The following is a 16,123-nucleotide window of genomic DNA, read 5'->3' as shown; positions in this document are numbered from 1 at the left end:
GGCCCGGCGGGGGCGAGGGCCCGTCACCCCGCCGAAGGCGAACCCGACGGCTGCGGCACCGCACCCGGCACCGCCTGCACACCGCCCCGGTACAGCGTCCCGCTGCAGGCCAGCGGCAGCGTCGCCGTGGCGGCGGTGGGGCTGCCCGGGGCGGGGGTGTGGGCGATGGTGGCGGTGGGGGCCGGACCGGTGGGGTCGGTGGTCGGGGTGGCGGTGGGGCTGGGGGCCGAGGTGGGGCCCGCCGAGGGGGACGAGGTGGCCTGCGGGTTGGAGCTGGGGGCGGCGGAGGCGCCGGAGGCCGGCCCGCCCGAGGCCGCGGGGACCTGCGTGGTCAGGGACACCCGGTTGGCGCCGGTCGGGGCGCTGGTGGCGCCGCCCGCCACGGTGCAGCTCGGGTCGGGGATCCAGGCGAACGGCAGCCGGTAGCCGCCCTGCGGGGCGAGCACCGGCGGTTCGGCGTCCATGGCGGTCAGGCCGCCGGCCGGATCGCCCGGGGAGTGGTCGGCGGTGCGGATGCGGTTGCGGTCGCCGCCGCTGACGCCGGTGACGGCGACCGCACCGGGCCCGCCGAGGCGGCAGCTGTGCCCGGAGACGTTGTAGACGGTGAACGAGCCGAAGATCCGTCCCGCCGCGTCGGCCGAACCGACCTGCGCGGCGCCGTCGCCGAGGTCGGTGCGGGTGCAGAGCGGGATGATGCCGCCGTCGCCGGCCCCGGAGGTCCCGGTGGGCGAGACGGTGCCGTCGGTGCGCGTGGCCCCGGTGCCGGGGGTGCGGGAGGCGCCGGCCGTGCCGGCGGCGGGCGAGGCGTCCCCGGTGCCGCTCGGGCCGGTACGCGGAGCGGTGCCGGTGCCGGTGGCGCCGATGACGGCGCCGCTGGGGGCGGTGGCGGCCGGGCTCTTGGCGTCGGCCGAGCCGGGGCCGCCGGAGAGTCCGAGGTGCTCTCCCTCGTGCAGGACGGGCAGGGCGATCGCGACGGCGAACGCGAGGGCGGCTGCGCCGGTCCAGGCTCCGCGCCGGGCGGTCCGCCGGCGGGGTACGGCCCGCCGGATCCGGGGCAGTCCGGCGGCCGAGGGTTGGATCCCGGCGACGGCGTGGTGCAGCAGTTCCCGCACCGCCCGCTCGTCGGGCGACAGCTCGACCGGTCCCGAGAGCTCCGCGGCCCCTCCCGAGAGCCCTGCGGCCCGTCCCGAGGCCCCCGGGGCCCGTCCTGAGAGCTCCGCGACCGCCGAGGTCACCGACGCCGCCGGGGCGGCCTGGGCGGCCGGGAAGGCCTCCGGCGTGCCCGGGCCCTCGGACGGTACGCCGTCCGCCCCCCGTCGCCCGCCGCCCGCCGCCGCCTCAGCCATGACCGGCCTCCATCTGCGCGCGCAGGGCGGCGAGTCCGCGCGATCCGTAGGCCTTCACCGAGCCGAGCGAGATGCCCAGGGTGTCGGCGACCTGCGCCTCCGTCATGTCCACGAAGTAACGCAGCACCAGAACCTCCCGCTGACGGCGTTGCAGACCACGCAGCGCGGCCTTCAACTGGTCGCGCTCCAGGGCATCGTAGGCACCTTCTTCTGCACTGGCCATGTCAGGCATGGGCTTCTGCAGCAGTCTCAGACCGAGGATCCGGCGGCGCAGTGTGGAGCGGGACAGGTTGACGACCGTCTGCCGCAGGTAGGCCAGGGTCTTCTCGGGCTCGCGAACCCGGCGCCGGGCGGCGTGCACCCGGATGAACGCCTCCTGGACGACGTCCTCGCAGGTCGAGAGGTCGTCCAGGAGCAGCGCGGCGAGCCGCAGCAGCGAGCGGTAGTGCGCCTGGTAGGTCTCGGTGAGCAGGTCCTCGCTGGTACCCGCGTCGGTACCGGCGCCGGAGTCCGCCGCACCGGGTGCGGCCGCCGTCATCTGGTCGTCTTCCGGCCTACTCGCAGGCCACGGGGCGCGCGAGGGGAACGACACCGCGGCCCTCGCCGGGATGCCCGCCCTTGCCCCCACCATCACGTTCGCCACGCCCGTTGGACACTCGATCCCCTGTCATGGTTGCCCAGCCCGGGGACCATTCTTCCGCATGGGCGGAAGAGGCCTCCAGGGGATTCCCTCGGGATTCCGGACAGATTGTGTCGAGGAGCGGACACAGGTATGGACACAGGTGCGTCCATAAGCGGGCAGATCGGAAGCGGCGTCAGGGTTCGACGTCCTGCTCCACCGTCAGTTCACCCGCCACCAACTCGGCGATCTGGACCAGGTTGAGCGCCGCCCCCTTGCGCAGGTTGTCCCCGCAGAGGAACAGGTCCAGCGCGTCCGGCTCGTCCAGGGCGCGGCGCACCCGCCCGACCCAGACCGGGTCGGTCCCGACCACGTCGTTCGGCGTCGGGAACTCGCCCGCGGCCGGGTCGTCGTAGAGGACCACGCCGGGCGCGTCCCGCAGGATCTCCTGCGCGTGCTCCTGGGTGACTTCCCGTTCGAACCGCGCGTGCACGGCCAGCGCGTGGGTGCGGACGACCGGGATGTGGACGCAGGTCGCGGAGACCTTCAGGGCGGGCAGGCCGAGGATCTTGCGGGACTCGTCGCGGATGCCCAGCTCCTCGGCGGCCCAGCCGCCCTCGCGCAGTCCGCCGGTCCAGGGCACGGCGTTGAGCGCGAGCGGGGCGGCGAACGGCCCGTGGTCGGCGATCACCGCGCGCAGGTCGCCGGTCTGCCGGCCGACGTCCGTGCCCGCCACCAGCGCGGTCTGCTCGCGCAGGGCCGCCTCCCCGGCGCGGCCCTCGCCGTCGGCGGCCTGGTAGGAGGCGACCACGAGCTGTGCCAGCCCGTACTCGGCGTGCAGTGCGCCGACCGCCGCGATCATCGCCAGGGTGGTGCTGGCCGGGCTGGCGACGATGCCGCGCGGGCGGATCCGCAGGGCGGCCGCGTTGACCTCGGGGACGACCAGCGGCACGTCCTCGGCGGTGCGGAAGGCGGCGGAGTCGTCGACCACCACGATGCCCTTGGCCGCCGCGATCGGCGCCCACTGGGCGGAGACCGCGTCCGGGACGGCGAACACGGCGACGTCGATCCCGCTGAAGGCCTCCTCGGTCAGCGGGACGACCTCGACGGCCTCGCCGCGCACGACCGGCTTGCGGCCGGCCGAGCGCGGGGAGGCGACGAGTCGGACCTCGCCCCAGACGTCCTGACGGAGCGAGAGCAGGCCGAGCAGCACCTCGCCGACCGCGCCGGTGGCGCCGACGACGGCGAGGTTCGGCCGCCGGGTCATCGCCCGGTGCTCCCGCTCCGCTCCCGGGTCATCGCCCGGTGCCGCCGTAGACGACGGCCTCGTCCGTCTCGCTGTCCAGGCCGAAGGCGCTGTGCACGGCGCGGACGGCCTCCGGCACGTCATCGGCGCGGGTGACCACCGAGATGCGGATCTCCGAGGTGGAGATCAGCTCGATGTTGACGCCCGCGGCGGACAGCGCCTCGAAGAAGGTCGCGGTGACGCCCGGGTTGGAGCGCATGCCGGCGCCGACGAGCGAGATCTTGCCGATCGCGTCGTCGTAGCGCAGCGACTCGTAGCCGATGCCCTCCTTGACCCGGCCGAGCGCGTCGATGGCCTTCTGGCCCTCGGTCTTGGGCAGGGTGAAGGAGATGTCGGTCAGGCCGGTCGACGCGGCGGAGACGTTCTGCACCACCATGTCGATGTTGACCTCGGCGTCGGCGATGGCGCGGAAGATCCGGGCGGCCTCGCCCGGCTTGTCGGGCACGCCGACGACGGTGACCTTGGCCTCGGAGGTGTCGTGGGCGACTCCGGAGATGATGGCCTGCTCCATCTCGCCCCCTTCGGGCTTGTTCGGGTTGTCGTTGCTGACGATCGTCCCGGGAAGACCCGAGAAGGACGAGCGTACGTGAATCGGGATGTTGTAGCGCCGGGCGTACTCCACACAGCGGTCGAGCAGCACCTTGGAGCCGGAGGACGCCAGCTCCAGCATGTCCTCGTAGGCGATCCAGTCGATCTTGCGGGCCTTCTTCACCACGCGCGGGTCGGCGGTGAACACGCCGTCCACGTCGGTGTAGATCTCGCAGACCTCGGCCTTGAGGGCGGCGGCGAGGGCGACGGCGGTCGTGTCCGAGCCGCCCCGGCCCAGCGTGGTGATGTCCTTGCTGGACTGGGACACGCCCTGGAAGCCGGCCACGATCGCGATGTTGCCCTGGTCCAGGGCGGTGCGGATGCGGCCCGGCGTCACGTCGATGATGCGCGCCTTGTTGTGGACGGAGTCGGTGATGACGCCGGCCTGACTGCCCGTGAAGGACTGGGCCTCGTGACCCAGGGATTTGATCGCCATGGCCAGCAGCGCCATGGAGATGCGCTCCCCGGCGGTCAGCAGCATGTCGAACTCGCGGCCGGCAGGGATCGGTGACACCTGCTCCGCGAGTTCGATGAGCTCGTCCGTCGTGTCGCCCATCGCGGACACCACGACGACGACCTCATGGCCGGCCTTCTTGGCGTCAACGATTCGACGGGCCACGCGCTTGATGCCCTCGGCATCCGCAACGGATGAGCCGCCGTACTTCTGCACGACAAGGCCCACGTGCGCTCCTCGACTCGTGTCGTCTTCCGGGGGCTCCGGGCCCCCGCACCCCCCGGGGGAGGGGGGTGTGCGGTCGGCGCCAGTCTACCGAGCAGGGGTGCTCCGACCGGCGCTTTCCATATGATGAGACACCTGTTTCAGCAGGTGATCGGCGGGGTGGGTGGCCGGACAGGCAGGTCTGCGGGCGATTCGGTACGGGCCCGGAGAAACGGCGGATCCGCGGACGGCGATCCGGCCGGATTTCCTTTCCGGGCGGATCGCTGAGGCATTCGTCACAGTCGACGCCGCACGCCCCGGCCGGGCCCTTCCGTCCGCTCGGCTCGCGGCCGCACCGGTTCAGCGCCTCACCGGTTCAGCGCTGGAGCCCCAGCTCGGCCGCCATCAGGTCGCCCGCCTGCTGCTCCAGCTGCTCGTCGGTGAGCCCGTCGTCGTCGGTGTCCGCGCCGTCGAGCGCGGCGCCCATCGGGCTGTCCAGCCGGACGTGCGCGATCAACGACTGCAACGCCCGCAACACCGCGGTGCAGGTCGTGCCCCAGTTGGAGAGGTACGAGAACTGCCACCACCACAGCGCCTCGCTGACCCGGCCCTCGCGGTAGTGCGTCAGCCCGTGCTGGAGCTCGCTGACCACACCGGCCAGGTCGTCCGAGATCCGGAAGGCGTTGGGCTTCTCCGGCGGGCCGTACGGGTCGAAGACCTCGTGGTAGACGTCGATCGGCGCGAGCAGCTCGGCCAGCCGCTCGCGCAGCTGCTCGCCGTCCGGCTCCGGACCGGCGTCGGGCTCGAAGCGGTCCTCCGGGACGACGTCCTCGATGGCGCCCAGCCGGCCGCCGGCCAGCAGCAGCTGCGAGACCTCCAGGAGCAGCAGCGAGACCGCGCTGCCCGGCTCGTCGCCCTTGGCGACCTCGGTGACGGCGAGCACGAAGCTCTCCACCGAGTCGGCGATCTGCACGGCGAAGTCGTCCGGCTCCGAGCCGTGGGCGTGGGTGTGCTGCTGGTTGATCGTCCGGTCAGACATCGAGCAGTCGTCTCCCTTCGAAGGCGCGGCCGAGGGTGACCTCGTCCGCGTACTCCAGATCCCCGCCGACGGGCAGGCCGCTCGCCAGACGGGTCACCTTCAGGCCCATCGGCTTGCAGAGCCGGGCCAGGTAGGTGGCGGTCGCCTCCCCCTCCAGGTTGGGGTCGGTGGCCAGGATCAGCTCGGTGACCGTGCCGTCCGCGAGGCGCGACAGCAGCTCGCGGATGCGCAGGTCGTCCGGGCCGACGCCCTCGATGGGGCTGATCGCGCCGCCCAGCACGTGGTAGCGGCCGCGGAACTCACGGGTGCGCTCGATGGCGACGACGTCCTTGGGCTCCTCGACCACGCAGATGACGGCGAGGTCGCGGCGGGGGTCCAGACAGACCCGGCACTGCTCGGCCTCCGCGACGTTGCCGCAGACCGCGCAGAAGCGGACCTTGTCCTTGACCTCCAGCAGCGCGTGCGCGAGTCGGCGCACGTCCGTCGGGTCGGCCTGCAGCACGTGGAAGGCGATCCGCTGGGCGCTCTTGGGCCCGACGCCGGGCAGCCTGCCCAGTTCGTCGATCAGGTCCTGAACCACGCCCTCGTACAACGTCGCGCCTTCCTTCGGATGGTCGGTGGTGCTCCGGTGCCATCATCCAACGAATCGGGCGTCGGACACAGCGCCCGACGCCCGACTCCCACATAAATCACATGGGTCTGTCGTCTGAACTTCAGACCCTTCCGGCCCGGTCACTCAGAGCAGCGGGGCCGGAACGGCAGGCTCGGAGCGGTGAGCCCGGAGCGGTGAGCCCGGAGTCCGCGGGCTCGGAGTCCGCGGGCTCGGAGCAGTGGGCTCGGAGCAATGGGCTCAGAACGGCAGACCGGGGATGCCGCCGCCGAGGCCCTGGGTCAGCGGGCCCATGCGCTCGGCCTGCATCTTCTGCGCCGTCTGGTTCGCGTCCCGGACCGCAGCCAGGATCAGGTCGGCCAGGGTCTCGGTGTCCTCCGGGTCGACCGCGGCCGGGGCGATGGTCAGCGCCACCAGCTCACCGGCGCCGGTCACCGTCGCCTCGACCAGGCCGCCGCCCGCCGAACCGTTCACCTTCGCCTCGGCCAGCTCCTGCTGGGCCTTCGCGAGATCCTGCTGCATCTTCTGCGCCTGCTTCAGCAGCTGCTGCATGTTGGGCTGGCCACCACCGGGGAACACGGCTCTCTCCTTGCTGTCACGGCTGTCTGCGGTGCGTCGTACGTCACCGCCGAGCCTACGTGCTGCGTCCTGCTCGGGTGCCTCGACGGCTCGGATGCCCCCGCGGCCCGGCTGCTTCGGCGACTCGGCCGTCTCGGCGGCCCGGCTGCTTCGGCGGCTCGGCCGTCTCGGCGGCCCGGGTGCCCGGCGGCTCAGCCGCCCCGGTGGTGGATCTCCTCCAGCACCGTCGCACCCAGCTCGCGGATGATCAGCTCCTGGCCGGAGAACGCCTCCTCGTTGAGGTCAGGGTCGTCCTCCTCCGGGATGTCGTCCTCCGGGGCCACCGACTGCACCGGGCGGATCGGCGGAGCCGCGGCGGGCGGCGGGGCCTGCACGGGAGCCGACTGCACGGGCGGAGCCTGCACCGGCGCGGGCGCCGCCACGGGCGCCGGAGCGGGCGCCGTCACGGCCGGCGCGGAGGCGGCGGGACGAGCCGGGGCTCCCCAGCCCCCACCGCCCTGGGCGCCCCCGGGAGCACCACCGCTCGGGGCGGCCCCGGCGCCGCCGGACGGGTCGACGATGCACTCGATCCGCCAGTCCACGCCGAGCGCGTCGGCCAGCGCGGCGCGCAGCACGTCATCGCTGTTGCTGCCGACGAAGCTGTCCCGGGCGCCGGCGTTGATGAACGACACCTGGAGCACACTGCCGTCGAACCCGGCCACCTGGCCGTTCTGGCTGAGCAGGATCCAGGTGAAGCGGCGGCGGTTCTTCACCGCCTCCAGGATCTGCGGCCACAGCTGCCGGACCTGCGCCGCGCCCTGCTGTGCGGAGGCCGACGGCTGCCCGCCGGGAACCGCCGCGGGGGCGGGGGCCGGCGCGGGCACCGGAGCAGCGGCCGGAGCCGGGACCGGCGCGGCCTGCGGCTGCGGCGCGGCGGGAGCCACCGGCGCGGCGGGGGCCTGGACGGGGGCGCCGCCACCGGCGGGCGGGAAGCTGCGCGGGATCGGCCACGCCCCGGGCGCGGGCCCGGCGGGCGCGGCGGGCGCGGCCGCGGGCGGCGGAGCCTGCACCGGCGCCACGGGCGCGGCCTGCACGGGAGCCGCCACCGGCGCCTCCATCGCGGGCGCCGCAGCGGGCGCGGCAGCGGGTACGGCCACCGGCACGCCCGCCGGCACGCCCGGCGGAGCCGCCACGGGTACCGATCCCGGCACCGCCATCGGCGCGGCGAACCCGCCCGCCGTCGCGCGCCGCTCCAGCTTGTCCAGGCGCGCCTGCAGCGACAGCTCGTCGCTGTACGCGCCGGGCAGCATCACCCGGGCGCAGATCAGCTCCAGCTGCAGCCTCGGCGCCGCGTTGCCGCGCATCTCGGTGAGCCCGGTGTTGACGATGTCCGCGGCCCGGCTCAGCTCGGCCGCGCCGAACGCGTCGGCCTGTGCCTGCATCACCGCGACCCGGTCGGCCGGGGCGTCGATCAGCCCCTTCTCCCCGGCGTCCGGCACGGTGGCCAGGATCACCAGGTCGCGCAGCCGCTCCAGCAGGTCGGTGACGAAGCGGCGCGGGTCGTGTCCGCCCTCGACCACCCGGTCGATCACCTGGAACACCGTCGCCCCGTCGTGCGCGGCGAAGGCGTCCACCACCTCGTCCAGCAGCGCGGAGTCGGTGTACCCGAGCAGTGCGGTCGCCATCTGGTACGTCACGCCGCCCTCGGCGGCCCCGGCCAGCAGCTGGTCCATGACCGACATCGAGTCACGCACCGAGCCCGCCCCGGCCCGGACCACCAGCGGGAACACCGAGTCCTCGACCTGGATGCCCTCGCGGCCGCAGACCTCCGTGAGGTAGTCGCGCAGCGTGCCGGGCGGGACCAGCCGGAACGGGTAGTGGTGCGTCCGGGACCGGATCGTCCCGATGACCTTCTCCGGCTCCGTGGTCGCGAAGATGAACTTGAGGTGCTCCGGCGGCTCCTCGACCACCTTGAGCAGCGCGTTGAAGCCGGCCGAGGTCACCATGTGCGCCTCGTCCAGGATGAAGATCTTGTACCGGCTGTGCACCGGCGCGAAGAAGGCCCGCTCACGCAGCTCGCGCGCGTCGTCCACACCACCGTGCGAGGCGGCGTCGATCTCGATCACGTCGATCGAGCCGGGCCCGCCGGTCGCGAGGTCCCGGCAGGACTGGCACTCCCCGCAGGGCGTGGGCGTCGGCCCCTGCTCGCAGTTGAGACAGCGGGCCAGGATGCGCGCACTCGTCGTCTTGCCACAGCCTCGCGGCCCGCTGAACAGGTACGCGTGGTTGACCCTGTTGTTGCGCAGGGCCTGCTGGAGCGGAGCGGTCACGTGCTCCTGCCCGATGACCTCCGCGAAGGTCTCGGGGCGGTAGCGGCGGTACAGGGCTAGGGACACACCACCGACGATATCGGGACGGACCGACAAACGCGTCGCCCCGCACCCCACGACCCCCGCGCCCACGGGCCCGGGGAACGCAAAGACCCCTCGTGCACCCGCCAGAGCTCTCCTACCCTTGCTGCCTTCCGGCCCTGGGGGGGTTCAGAGAGATGACGCCACACGAGGGGCTGACCCCCACACTACCGGATTCCGGGCCCGACGATCCACAGGCCACCCCCACCCCCCGGCCTGCGGGATAGGTGGTCGCGACCACCCCGAAACATGTACTAAGCTCTCCCTCGGAGGATTCGCCTAGAGGCCTAGGGCGCACGCTTGGAAAGCGTGTTGGGGGCAACCCCTCACGAGTTCGAATCTCGTATCCTCCGCCGGCAGAAGGCCCGGACCGCGAAAGCGGCCGGGCCTTCGTCGTTTCCCCTTCCCCCGCAGCCGCCCGTCGACCATCTCGGCGGCCCACCGGGGCAACGGCGTGGTGCGCGACATGGAGCTTGTCCCCCAGAGTTGCCAAGCATCGCCCCGCTCCTGTGTGAGCGAGTGCGGGAAGGCCCCGGCCAGCATCTGCTGGCCGGGGCCCGTGGACTTGGCTCGTCAGGTGCTCTCGACAGGTCCGCTTCGGAGCATGCTCACTGATCCGATCAGTTGAGATCTCTCCAACTGGCCCAGCACATCGTCGAACGTGACCGGCTCCCGTCGCCGACTACCCGCAATCTCCATGACACAGCCGTAGACCACACGGTCGTCCAAGTCGATCAAGTCCATGACGAAGTCGTCGGCGGTCTTCTGCTCGATGCCCCATTCCGCCAAGTACTCGGACGGGAAATCCGTGCTGTTGTCGGTGACGATCACTTGCGCGCCGGCCCTGATCGCCGCCGCGAGGACGTGGCGGTCGTCCGGATCGGGGAGCTTGAGCCCGTCGATCAGAGGCTCGTAGCCGGTGACGATGCAGTCCCGCACAGCTGCGTTCATGCGGCGCCGCAGCTCCGCACGCTTCTCGTCGTCTCCGATGTCGTTGCGGCGGAGTGCAGCTTCCACCTCGTCGAGGATCTGCTCGGTCCACTTGGCTTGGACGATCCCGTGCCGAGCCAGACGGATGAGCAGATCCCGCACCGTGTTCGGGTAGAGCACGTTCGAGTCGTACAGAACGATGAAGGCCATGTCAGAGCAGCCCCAGCTCCTCGTCGAGGGCCGTGAGCGAGTCGGCTGCGTCCTTACGTTCGCGGTCGTCTCTCCGCTTGTACTCCATGACATCGTTGAACTTGATGCGCCGATGGCGCCCGACCCGGTCGAAGGGGATGTCTCCCTTCTCCAGGAGACCGATCAGGTAGGGCCTGGAAACGTTGAGCATGTCGGCGGCGACCTGGGTGGACACGATGGCATTGACTGGCATGATCTGCACGCCTTGCCCGTTCGCCAGGGCAGCGAGCATGGCGGCGAACATCTCGACCGTGGGGCGCGGCAGCACGAGAGGATCGTCGGAGCCGACCTCACCGACGATGGTGATGTCTGCGGTGGCGTCCGTGTTGTGCGCGAGGTAGTCACGGACCCTACGCAGCGCCCGTTCGGCGCTTTGCGCGTCGACGGTGCCCGGCGCGATCTTCCGGCCTTCTGTGGCGGTTGCCATAGTCGAACCTCCTAGCTTCCCAGCGTAGTCGCAGCATCCGAAGTATTCGAAATATTCGCAACATCTTCCCGGGTAACGATTCGGCGAACCGCTGGCTACTGTCGGTTCACTCGATCAGGGGAGCGATGGCTACCCCCGGGCCACGCCCCCTCTGGTCCGGCTGCAGCCGGACCAGAGGGGCGGACCGATGCCTGCGACAGGGCGGACGCTCCCCAAGGGCCGCCTGCACGCTTGGTCTCAGTTCTGGTCTCGTTCACCCCCGTCCAGCCGGGTTCAGCCACTGCCCAGTGGTTCACTCCGACGCGGGTCAGGACAGCCACGAACCCCGGCGGACACCATTGGAGGCACTTGGAAAGCGTGTTGGGGGCAACCCCTCACGAGTTCGAATCTCGTATCCTCCGCCTTCAACGAAGGCCCCGACCGGTTCGCCGGTCGGGGCCTTCGTCGTGTTCGAGGGATGCCGTCCGCCGGGGGCTCCGAGGCCGCCCGGCGATCCGGGACGGGAAACCGGTCGGGGTTTCCCGTCGTGTCGCGGGCGGCCGCAGCGGTGCGGGTCAGGCTGCCTCTCCGGCGGGGCGGACCAGGCGGCGGGCCGCCCAGACCGCTCCGCCGAGGGCGAATCCGTAGACGGAGACGAGCCCGTGGCCGTTGTCCTGGGCGATCCACATCGCGAGGCCGAGCGCCGGGACGCCGGCCGCCAGGGCGATCTCCTTGGGCAGGCGGGTGCGGGTGAGGAAGGCGAGGGCGAGGGTGGCGCCGAGGAAGTAGGTGGCGCCGGAGCTGCCGGCGAAGTTGCGGGGGTCGGTGCTGGGGCCGTCGCCGAGGCCGAGCAGGGTGTCGAGGCGCCCGGGCAGCAGGATGCCCGTGAGGAAGAAGGCGAGGGTGAGCGGGCCGCCCCAGTACCACTGGGCGAGTGCGGCGACGGCGGCGAGGGTGACGAGGTTCCACAGGCCGCCGAAGAGGCCGCCGTTCTGCATGAACACCGAGGTGAACTCGCGCCACCAGCCGGACCTGGCGGGGTCGGCGTCCAGCGCGTCCATGGCACCGGACCAGACCAGCTGGAGCAGCACGCCGCCGACGGCGACCGCGGTCAGGGCGATCGCCGCCCACGGGAGCGGCCGTCCGCGCAGGGTGTCGCGGCCGACCACGCCGAGCCCGCAGTTGACCATCATGACCATCAGCGCGGCCGTGGTCACGTTGAAGACGATCGCCCCCATGTCGGCCCCTCCCCCCGGTTACAGCGCTTTCCAACGCCGTTCGAAAACCTGATGGCGCAAAGCTAGCACAGTTTTCGAACGGTGTTGGAAAAGCGTTGTACGGTGGATCGCATGAAGCTCACCAAGGACCGCATCGTCGACGCGGGCATGGCCGTCTTCGCCGAGGTCGGCTACCAGAACCTGTCCATGCGCCAGGTCGCCGACCGCCTCGACGCCCACGCGGGCAGCCTCTACTACCACGTGCGCAGCAAGGACGAGCTGCTCGCCCTGATGGCCGACCGCGTCTGCCGCCGGGCCCACGACACCGGCACCGAAGCCCTCGCCGCCCTCCCGCCCGACGCCACCTGGCAGGACCGCATCGAGGCCCAGGCCACCGCGCTGCGCCTGAGCATCAAGCAGCACGCCGGCGGCGCGCAACTCCTCGCCGAGAGCCCGGGCATGCTCAGCACCGGCGCCCTGTCCCTGATGGAGCGCCTCCTGCGCACCCTCCTCGACGCCGGCCTGCCCGCCGGCCACTGCGGCATCGCCGCCGACATCCTGCTCAGCCACGTCACCGGCTTCGTCCTCCAGGAGCAGAACCAGCCCGCCACCCCGCCGACCGTCACCGCCGAGCTCTACGCCGAGTTGTGCGAGCAGTTCCCGCTGATCATGGGCCCGCTGATCCCGCGCCTGAGCCAGGACGAGAAGTTCGCGCAGAGCGTCCACCTGCTCTGCGCCGGCTTCGCGGCCGTCCTCGAATGACGGGAACCGGGATCACTTCGAGATCGTTTCAAACGATGTTCGAAAAGGTGGGGCACCATCGCGCCACCTGTCACCGGGGAGGGAAACCGTGTCGAAGGACGTGTACAAGGAGTTCTCGGACAGCGTCGACCGCGAGGTCGCGAAGCTCGTGGACCGCACCAACCGGGAGGCCGCACGGGCCGTCGACCGGGCACTGGGCAGGACGGGTGCCGCGCGGGCGTTCGACACCGCCCGCTGGCAGCGCCGGCTCGACGAACTGCTCGCCACCCACCGCGTCCCCGGCGCCGCGCTGGCCGTCCTCGCCGACGGTGAGATCCACGAGCTGGCCGGCGGCATCCTGCACACCGGCACCGGGGTCGAGACCACCACCGACTCCGTCTTCCAGATCGGCTCGGTCAGCAAGGGCTACACCGCCGCTCTGATCCTGGCCCTCGCCGACGCCGGCAAGCTCGACCTGGACCGGCCGGTCGTCACCGTCCTGCCGGAATTCGCGCTCGCCGACGCCGAGGCCGCCCGCACCATCACGCCGCGTCAACTGCTCAACCACACCAGCGGGATCGAGGGCGACTACGTCAACGACACGGGCCGCGGCGACGACTGCCTGGCCCGCTACGTCGACGGCACGCGCGACGTCGGCCTCACCAACCCGCCCGGCGCCACCATGTCCTACTCCAGCACCGCCTACAACGTCCTCGGCCGGATCGTGGAGGTGATCACCGGCCTGACCTGGGACGAGGCGCTCAGGGAGCTCATCTGCGAGCCGCTCGGGCTCCGGCACACCATGACGCTGCCCGAGGAGGTGCTGCGCTTCCGCGCCGCGATGGGGCACATGGGCGAGCCCGGCGAGGACCCGGTGCCCACCCCGCTGTGGAACATGCTGCCGCGCTCCGCCGGACCGTACGGCGGCATCAGCGCCACGGCGGCCGACGTGGTCCGCTTCGCCCGGATGTTCATCGACGGCGGAACCGCGCCCGACGGCATCCGGGTGCTCTCCGCCGCGGCGGTGGAGGCGATGCTCACGCGTGAGGTCGAGATGCCCGACCAGTGGTTCCTCGGCGCCCACTGGGGCCTCGGCTGGGGCCTGTTCGAGTGGGACGGCGCCCGCGGCTTCGGCCACGACGGCAGCACCTTCGGCCAGCTCGCCTACCTGCGGGCCATCCCCGAGAAGGGCCTCGCCATCGCCCTGCTCACCAACGGCGGAGGCGCCGCACCGAAGGTCCACGAGGCCCTCTGCCGCGAACTGAGCGCCGAACTCGCCGGAGTCGCGATGCCCGCGTTCGGGCCGGGCGACAACCCCCCGACCGTCGACACCGAGCCCTTCATCGGCCGCTACAAGCGCGAGGGCTTCCTCATGACGATCACCGCCCCTGCCGGCGGCGACAGCGGCGACGGCGGCGACGGCGTACTGAACCTGCGCTACGAAGGTGTCGAAGGCCTCGCCGGCACCTTCGACCCGCTCGTCTGGCACCTCACCCCCGTCTCCGACACCCCCGCCAAGACCGTCTTCGCCGGCCGCCGCAACGACAAGGACGCCTGGATCCCCGTCGTCTTCTACGCCCTCCCCGACGGCACCCGCTACGTCCACTTCGGCGTCCGCGCCACCGCCAGGACGGCCTGACCCCACACACCCTCCGCGATGATCGAAGGCCCGGACCGTCTCGCGTACGGTCCGGGCCTTCGCCGTCCCGCCCCACCCGTCGAGGAGCAGCCGGCCGCCGGGCGGCCTTGCACGCCCCTCCGGCCCACCACCCCGGACAACCGGAGCAGGCGCCGATGCGCCCGGTGCCGTCGACGACGTCAGCCGGACGGGCTCCACGTCGCCATCTGCTCCCGGAAGGTCGGGCAGCTGACGATGTCCGTCTCGCCGCACTGGAGGGCGTGGGTCAGGAGCTGGTGGGCGTGGTCGAGATCGACCATGCGCTGCTCGATCTCGGCGACCTTGGCGCGGATCATCGCCTGCCGGCGCGGCTGGTCCTGCTGGAACTCCCTGACCTCGGCCAGGCTCAGCCCGGCCTGCTGGAACTTGCGCAGCAGCACGATCCGCTCCGCAGCCTGCGGCGGATAACGCCGCTGCCCGCTCTCGCGCTCGGGCGCCGGCAGCAGGCCGTGGCGCTCCCAGAACCGGATGGCCGACGCCGGAACGTCGGTCATCTCGGCGAGCCGGCCGATCGTCATGCGCATGCTCCGCCGCTCCTCTCCCCTGTCGTCGTCCCGTCGTACCGGGCCGAGGCTTGACTTGAACCTTAGTTCAAGTCACAGAGTGGGCGACACGTGCAGCGGCGGCGAACCGGCCGCCGCCGACAGGGAATTGGAGATGCCGAGATGACCGACGCGCCCGAAGTGAAGAGCCTGGCCCACCAGCTCGTCGAAGCCGCCCGGCAGCTCTTCGTGGCCGGGGTGATGTCACACTCCGGGCACGCCAACCTGAGTGTCCGGCTCGACGCCGACCGCTTCCTGCTGACCCCGGGGTTCGTCCGCGACCTGGAGCCCCACCAGCTGGCGACCATCGGTCTCGACGGGCAGGTCCTGGAGGGAGAACTGCGCTCCGTCAGCGCCGAGATCATCACCATGCACAGCGCCGTCTACCGCGCCCGCCCGCACGTGGGCGCGATCATCCACACCCATTCGCCCTCCGCGACCGCCTTCGCGGTGGCCCACCGGCCGCTGCCGTGCCGCACCGAGCCGATGCTCCGCTTCGGACAGCCCGAGGAAGTACCGGTGGTGCCCTGGGGGCCGCGCGGGTCGGACGTGTCGGTCCGGGGCATCGCCGACGTCCTGGAGCGACGCCCGACGACGTCCGCGGTCCTCCTGGCCAACCACGGGCTGCTGGTGTTCGGCCCGGACGCGGCGGCCGCCGGCCACCTCGTGGTGGCGATCGAGGAGAGCGCCGAGGCCGAGATCGCCGCTGCCGCGATCGGCGGGGCCGTGGACTTCCCCGAGGGCGCCCTGGAGGCCGTCCGGGCCTCGATCGCACGGGTCTCGTCATGACCGACCACACCTTCGCCGAGCGTTCCGAAGCCCTGCGGGAGCGCTACCGCACAACGCTCGGAGCCGTCCCTCCTGCGGTGGAGGACCGTCTGCGGGTGGCCCAGGCCTTCGGGCGGCTCTCCACCGAGGAGGCGTTCACGGCCCTGCGCCACATCGTGCTGGCCGACAGCCCACTCGGCGGTCGAGTGCAACAGCTGGTCCACTTCGGACAGTTGCTGTCCCTCGGCCGGGCGGAACCGGCCCGGATCCACGCCCGGGGAGCACTCCACGCGGGCGCCGGAATCGCCGACCTCATCGGAGTCGCGGAGACCGCACTCATCACCTCGGGCACGCCGGCCTACGCGCTCGGCATCGAGATCATCGTCGAGCTCCTGCCGGACGACCACGGCCAGGACGGCTGACCACCGCACACGGGCGACGCAGGACGCGTGAACTC

General features: G+C 72.1%; 16 protein-coding genes, 1 tRNA gene and 1 other RNA gene. 5 read left to right on the top strand and 13 right to left on the bottom strand.

The genetic code is table 11. The features are described from left to right. Positions 1-23: 23 nt before the first annotated feature. From ABT048_RS04230 to ffs, 9 genes are all read right to left on the bottom strand, one after another. Positions 24-1,346: a hypothetical protein gene (locus ABT048_RS04230; RefSeq protein WP_350519764.1), complete on the bottom strand. Its 1,323-nt coding sequence runs from the start codon at positions 1,344-1,346 to the stop codon at positions 24-26. Further along, entirely contained in the window at positions 1,339-1,884 is a 546-nt protein-coding gene (locus tag ABT048_RS04225; RefSeq protein WP_350519763.1) for a SigE family RNA polymerase sigma factor, read from the bottom strand. Before ABT048_RS04225 ends, ABT048_RS04230 begins: the two co-directional genes overlap by 8 nt. 277 nt (positions 1,885-2,161) lie before the next feature. Next, positions 2,162-3,232 carry an aspartate-semialdehyde dehydrogenase gene (locus ABT048_RS04220; RefSeq protein WP_350519762.1) on the bottom strand — a complete coding sequence of 357 codons (1,071 nt, stop codon included), beginning with the start codon at positions 3,230-3,232 and terminating at the stop codon, positions 2,162-2,164. Positions 3,233-3,260: 28 nt separating this feature from the next. Continuing rightward, on the bottom strand, positions 3,261-4,541 hold the full coding sequence (locus ABT048_RS04215) for an aspartate kinase (RefSeq protein WP_350519761.1): 1,281 nt from the start codon (positions 4,539-4,541) through the stop codon (positions 3,261-3,263). A gap of 352 nt (positions 4,542-4,893) precedes the next feature. Next, positions 4,894-5,556, bottom strand: a complete 663-nt coding sequence (locus tag ABT048_RS04210) for a DUF5063 domain-containing protein (RefSeq protein WP_350519760.1) — start codon at positions 5,554-5,556, stop codon at positions 4,894-4,896. Then, positions 5,549-6,148 (bottom strand): recombination mediator RecR, encoded by a 600-nt coding sequence (gene recR / locus ABT048_RS04205; protein WP_218198914.1) that lies wholly within the window; start codon positions 6,146-6,148, stop codon positions 5,549-5,551. Before recR ends, ABT048_RS04210 begins: the two co-directional genes overlap by 8 nt. A 258-nt stretch (positions 6,149-6,406) precedes the next feature. After that, positions 6,407-6,745, bottom strand: a complete 339-nt coding sequence (locus ABT048_RS04200) for a YbaB/EbfC family nucleoid-associated protein (RefSeq protein ID WP_148644036.1) — start codon at positions 6,743-6,745, stop codon at positions 6,407-6,409. A 191-nt stretch (positions 6,746-6,936) separates the two neighbouring features. Continuing rightward, positions 6,937-9,120 carry a DNA polymerase III subunit gamma and tau gene (locus ABT048_RS04195; protein ID WP_350519759.1) on the bottom strand — a complete coding sequence of 728 codons (2,184 nt, stop codon included), beginning with the start codon at positions 9,118-9,120 and terminating at the stop codon, positions 6,937-6,939. Positions 9,121-9,198: 78 nt separating this feature from the next. Next, an RNA gene (gene ffs / locus ABT048_RS04190) (signal recognition particle sRNA small type) lies at positions 9,199-9,295 on the bottom strand. Positions 9,296-9,403: 108 nt separating this feature from the next. On the opposite strand from ffs, the gene ABT048_RS04185 reads away from it, so the two are divergent. Further along, positions 9,404-9,488, top strand: a tRNA-Ser gene (locus tag ABT048_RS04185). 220 nt (positions 9,489-9,708) lie between these two features. Here ABT048_RS04185 and ABT048_RS04180 read toward each other — a convergent pair. The 3 genes from ABT048_RS04180 to ABT048_RS04170 all read right to left on the bottom strand — a co-directional run bounded on the left by ABT048_RS04180 (position 9,709) and on the right by ABT048_RS04170 (position 11,958). Continuing rightward, complete coding sequence (locus ABT048_RS04180) at positions 9,709-10,275, bottom strand: PIN domain-containing protein (RefSeq protein WP_350519758.1); 567 nt, start codon at positions 10,273-10,275, stop codon at positions 9,709-9,711. 1 nt (position 10,276) lies between these two features. Next, positions 10,277-10,741 carry an excisionase family DNA-binding protein gene (locus tag ABT048_RS04175; protein WP_350519757.1) on the bottom strand — a complete coding sequence of 155 codons (465 nt, stop codon included), beginning with the start codon at positions 10,739-10,741 and terminating at the stop codon, positions 10,277-10,279. Positions 10,742-11,295: 554 nt separating this feature from the next. Continuing rightward, positions 11,296-11,958: a hypothetical protein gene (locus ABT048_RS04170; RefSeq protein WP_350519756.1), complete on the bottom strand. Its 663-nt coding sequence runs from the start codon at positions 11,956-11,958 to the stop codon at positions 11,296-11,298. A gap of 111 nt (positions 11,959-12,069) precedes the next feature. On the opposite strand from ABT048_RS04170, the gene ABT048_RS04165 reads away from it, so the two are divergent. Then, complete coding sequence (locus ABT048_RS04165; protein ID WP_350519755.1) at positions 12,070-12,699, top strand: TetR/AcrR family transcriptional regulator; 630 nt, start codon at positions 12,070-12,072, stop codon at positions 12,697-12,699. Positions 12,700-12,787: 88 nt separating this feature from the next. Then, positions 12,788-14,317 (top strand): serine hydrolase domain-containing protein, encoded by a 1,530-nt coding sequence (locus ABT048_RS04160; RefSeq protein ID WP_350519754.1) that lies wholly within the window; start codon positions 12,788-12,790, stop codon positions 14,315-14,317. 179 nt (positions 14,318-14,496) lie between these two features. Here the strand turns inward: ABT048_RS04160 and ABT048_RS04155 are convergent, their stop codons facing one another. Beyond that, positions 14,497-14,880 (bottom strand): MerR family transcriptional regulator, encoded by a 384-nt coding sequence (locus tag ABT048_RS04155; RefSeq protein WP_350519753.1) that lies wholly within the window; start codon positions 14,878-14,880, stop codon positions 14,497-14,499. 141 nt (positions 14,881-15,021) lie between these two features. Here ABT048_RS04155 and ABT048_RS04150 point away from each other — a divergent pair, with 141 nt between their 5' ends. Next, a complete protein-coding gene (locus tag ABT048_RS04150; protein WP_350519752.1) occupies positions 15,022-15,687 on the top strand; it encodes a class II aldolase/adducin family protein in 666 nt (221 codons plus the stop codon). After that, positions 15,684-16,088, top strand: a complete 405-nt coding sequence (locus tag ABT048_RS04145; RefSeq protein WP_350519751.1) for a carboxymuconolactone decarboxylase family protein — start codon at positions 15,684-15,686, stop codon at positions 16,086-16,088. Before ABT048_RS04150 ends, ABT048_RS04145 begins: the two co-directional genes overlap by 4 nt. Positions 16,089-16,123 lie beyond the last annotated feature (35 nt).

Origin of the sequence: Kitasatospora sp. NPDC096140, assembly GCF_040303045.1 — a bacterium.
Taxonomy (GTDB): Bacteria; Actinomycetota; Actinomycetes; order Streptomycetales; family Streptomycetaceae; genus Kitasatospora.
The sequence above is the reverse complement of the archived record's forward strand: the minus strand, read 5'-3'. Positions and strand labels throughout refer to the sequence as shown.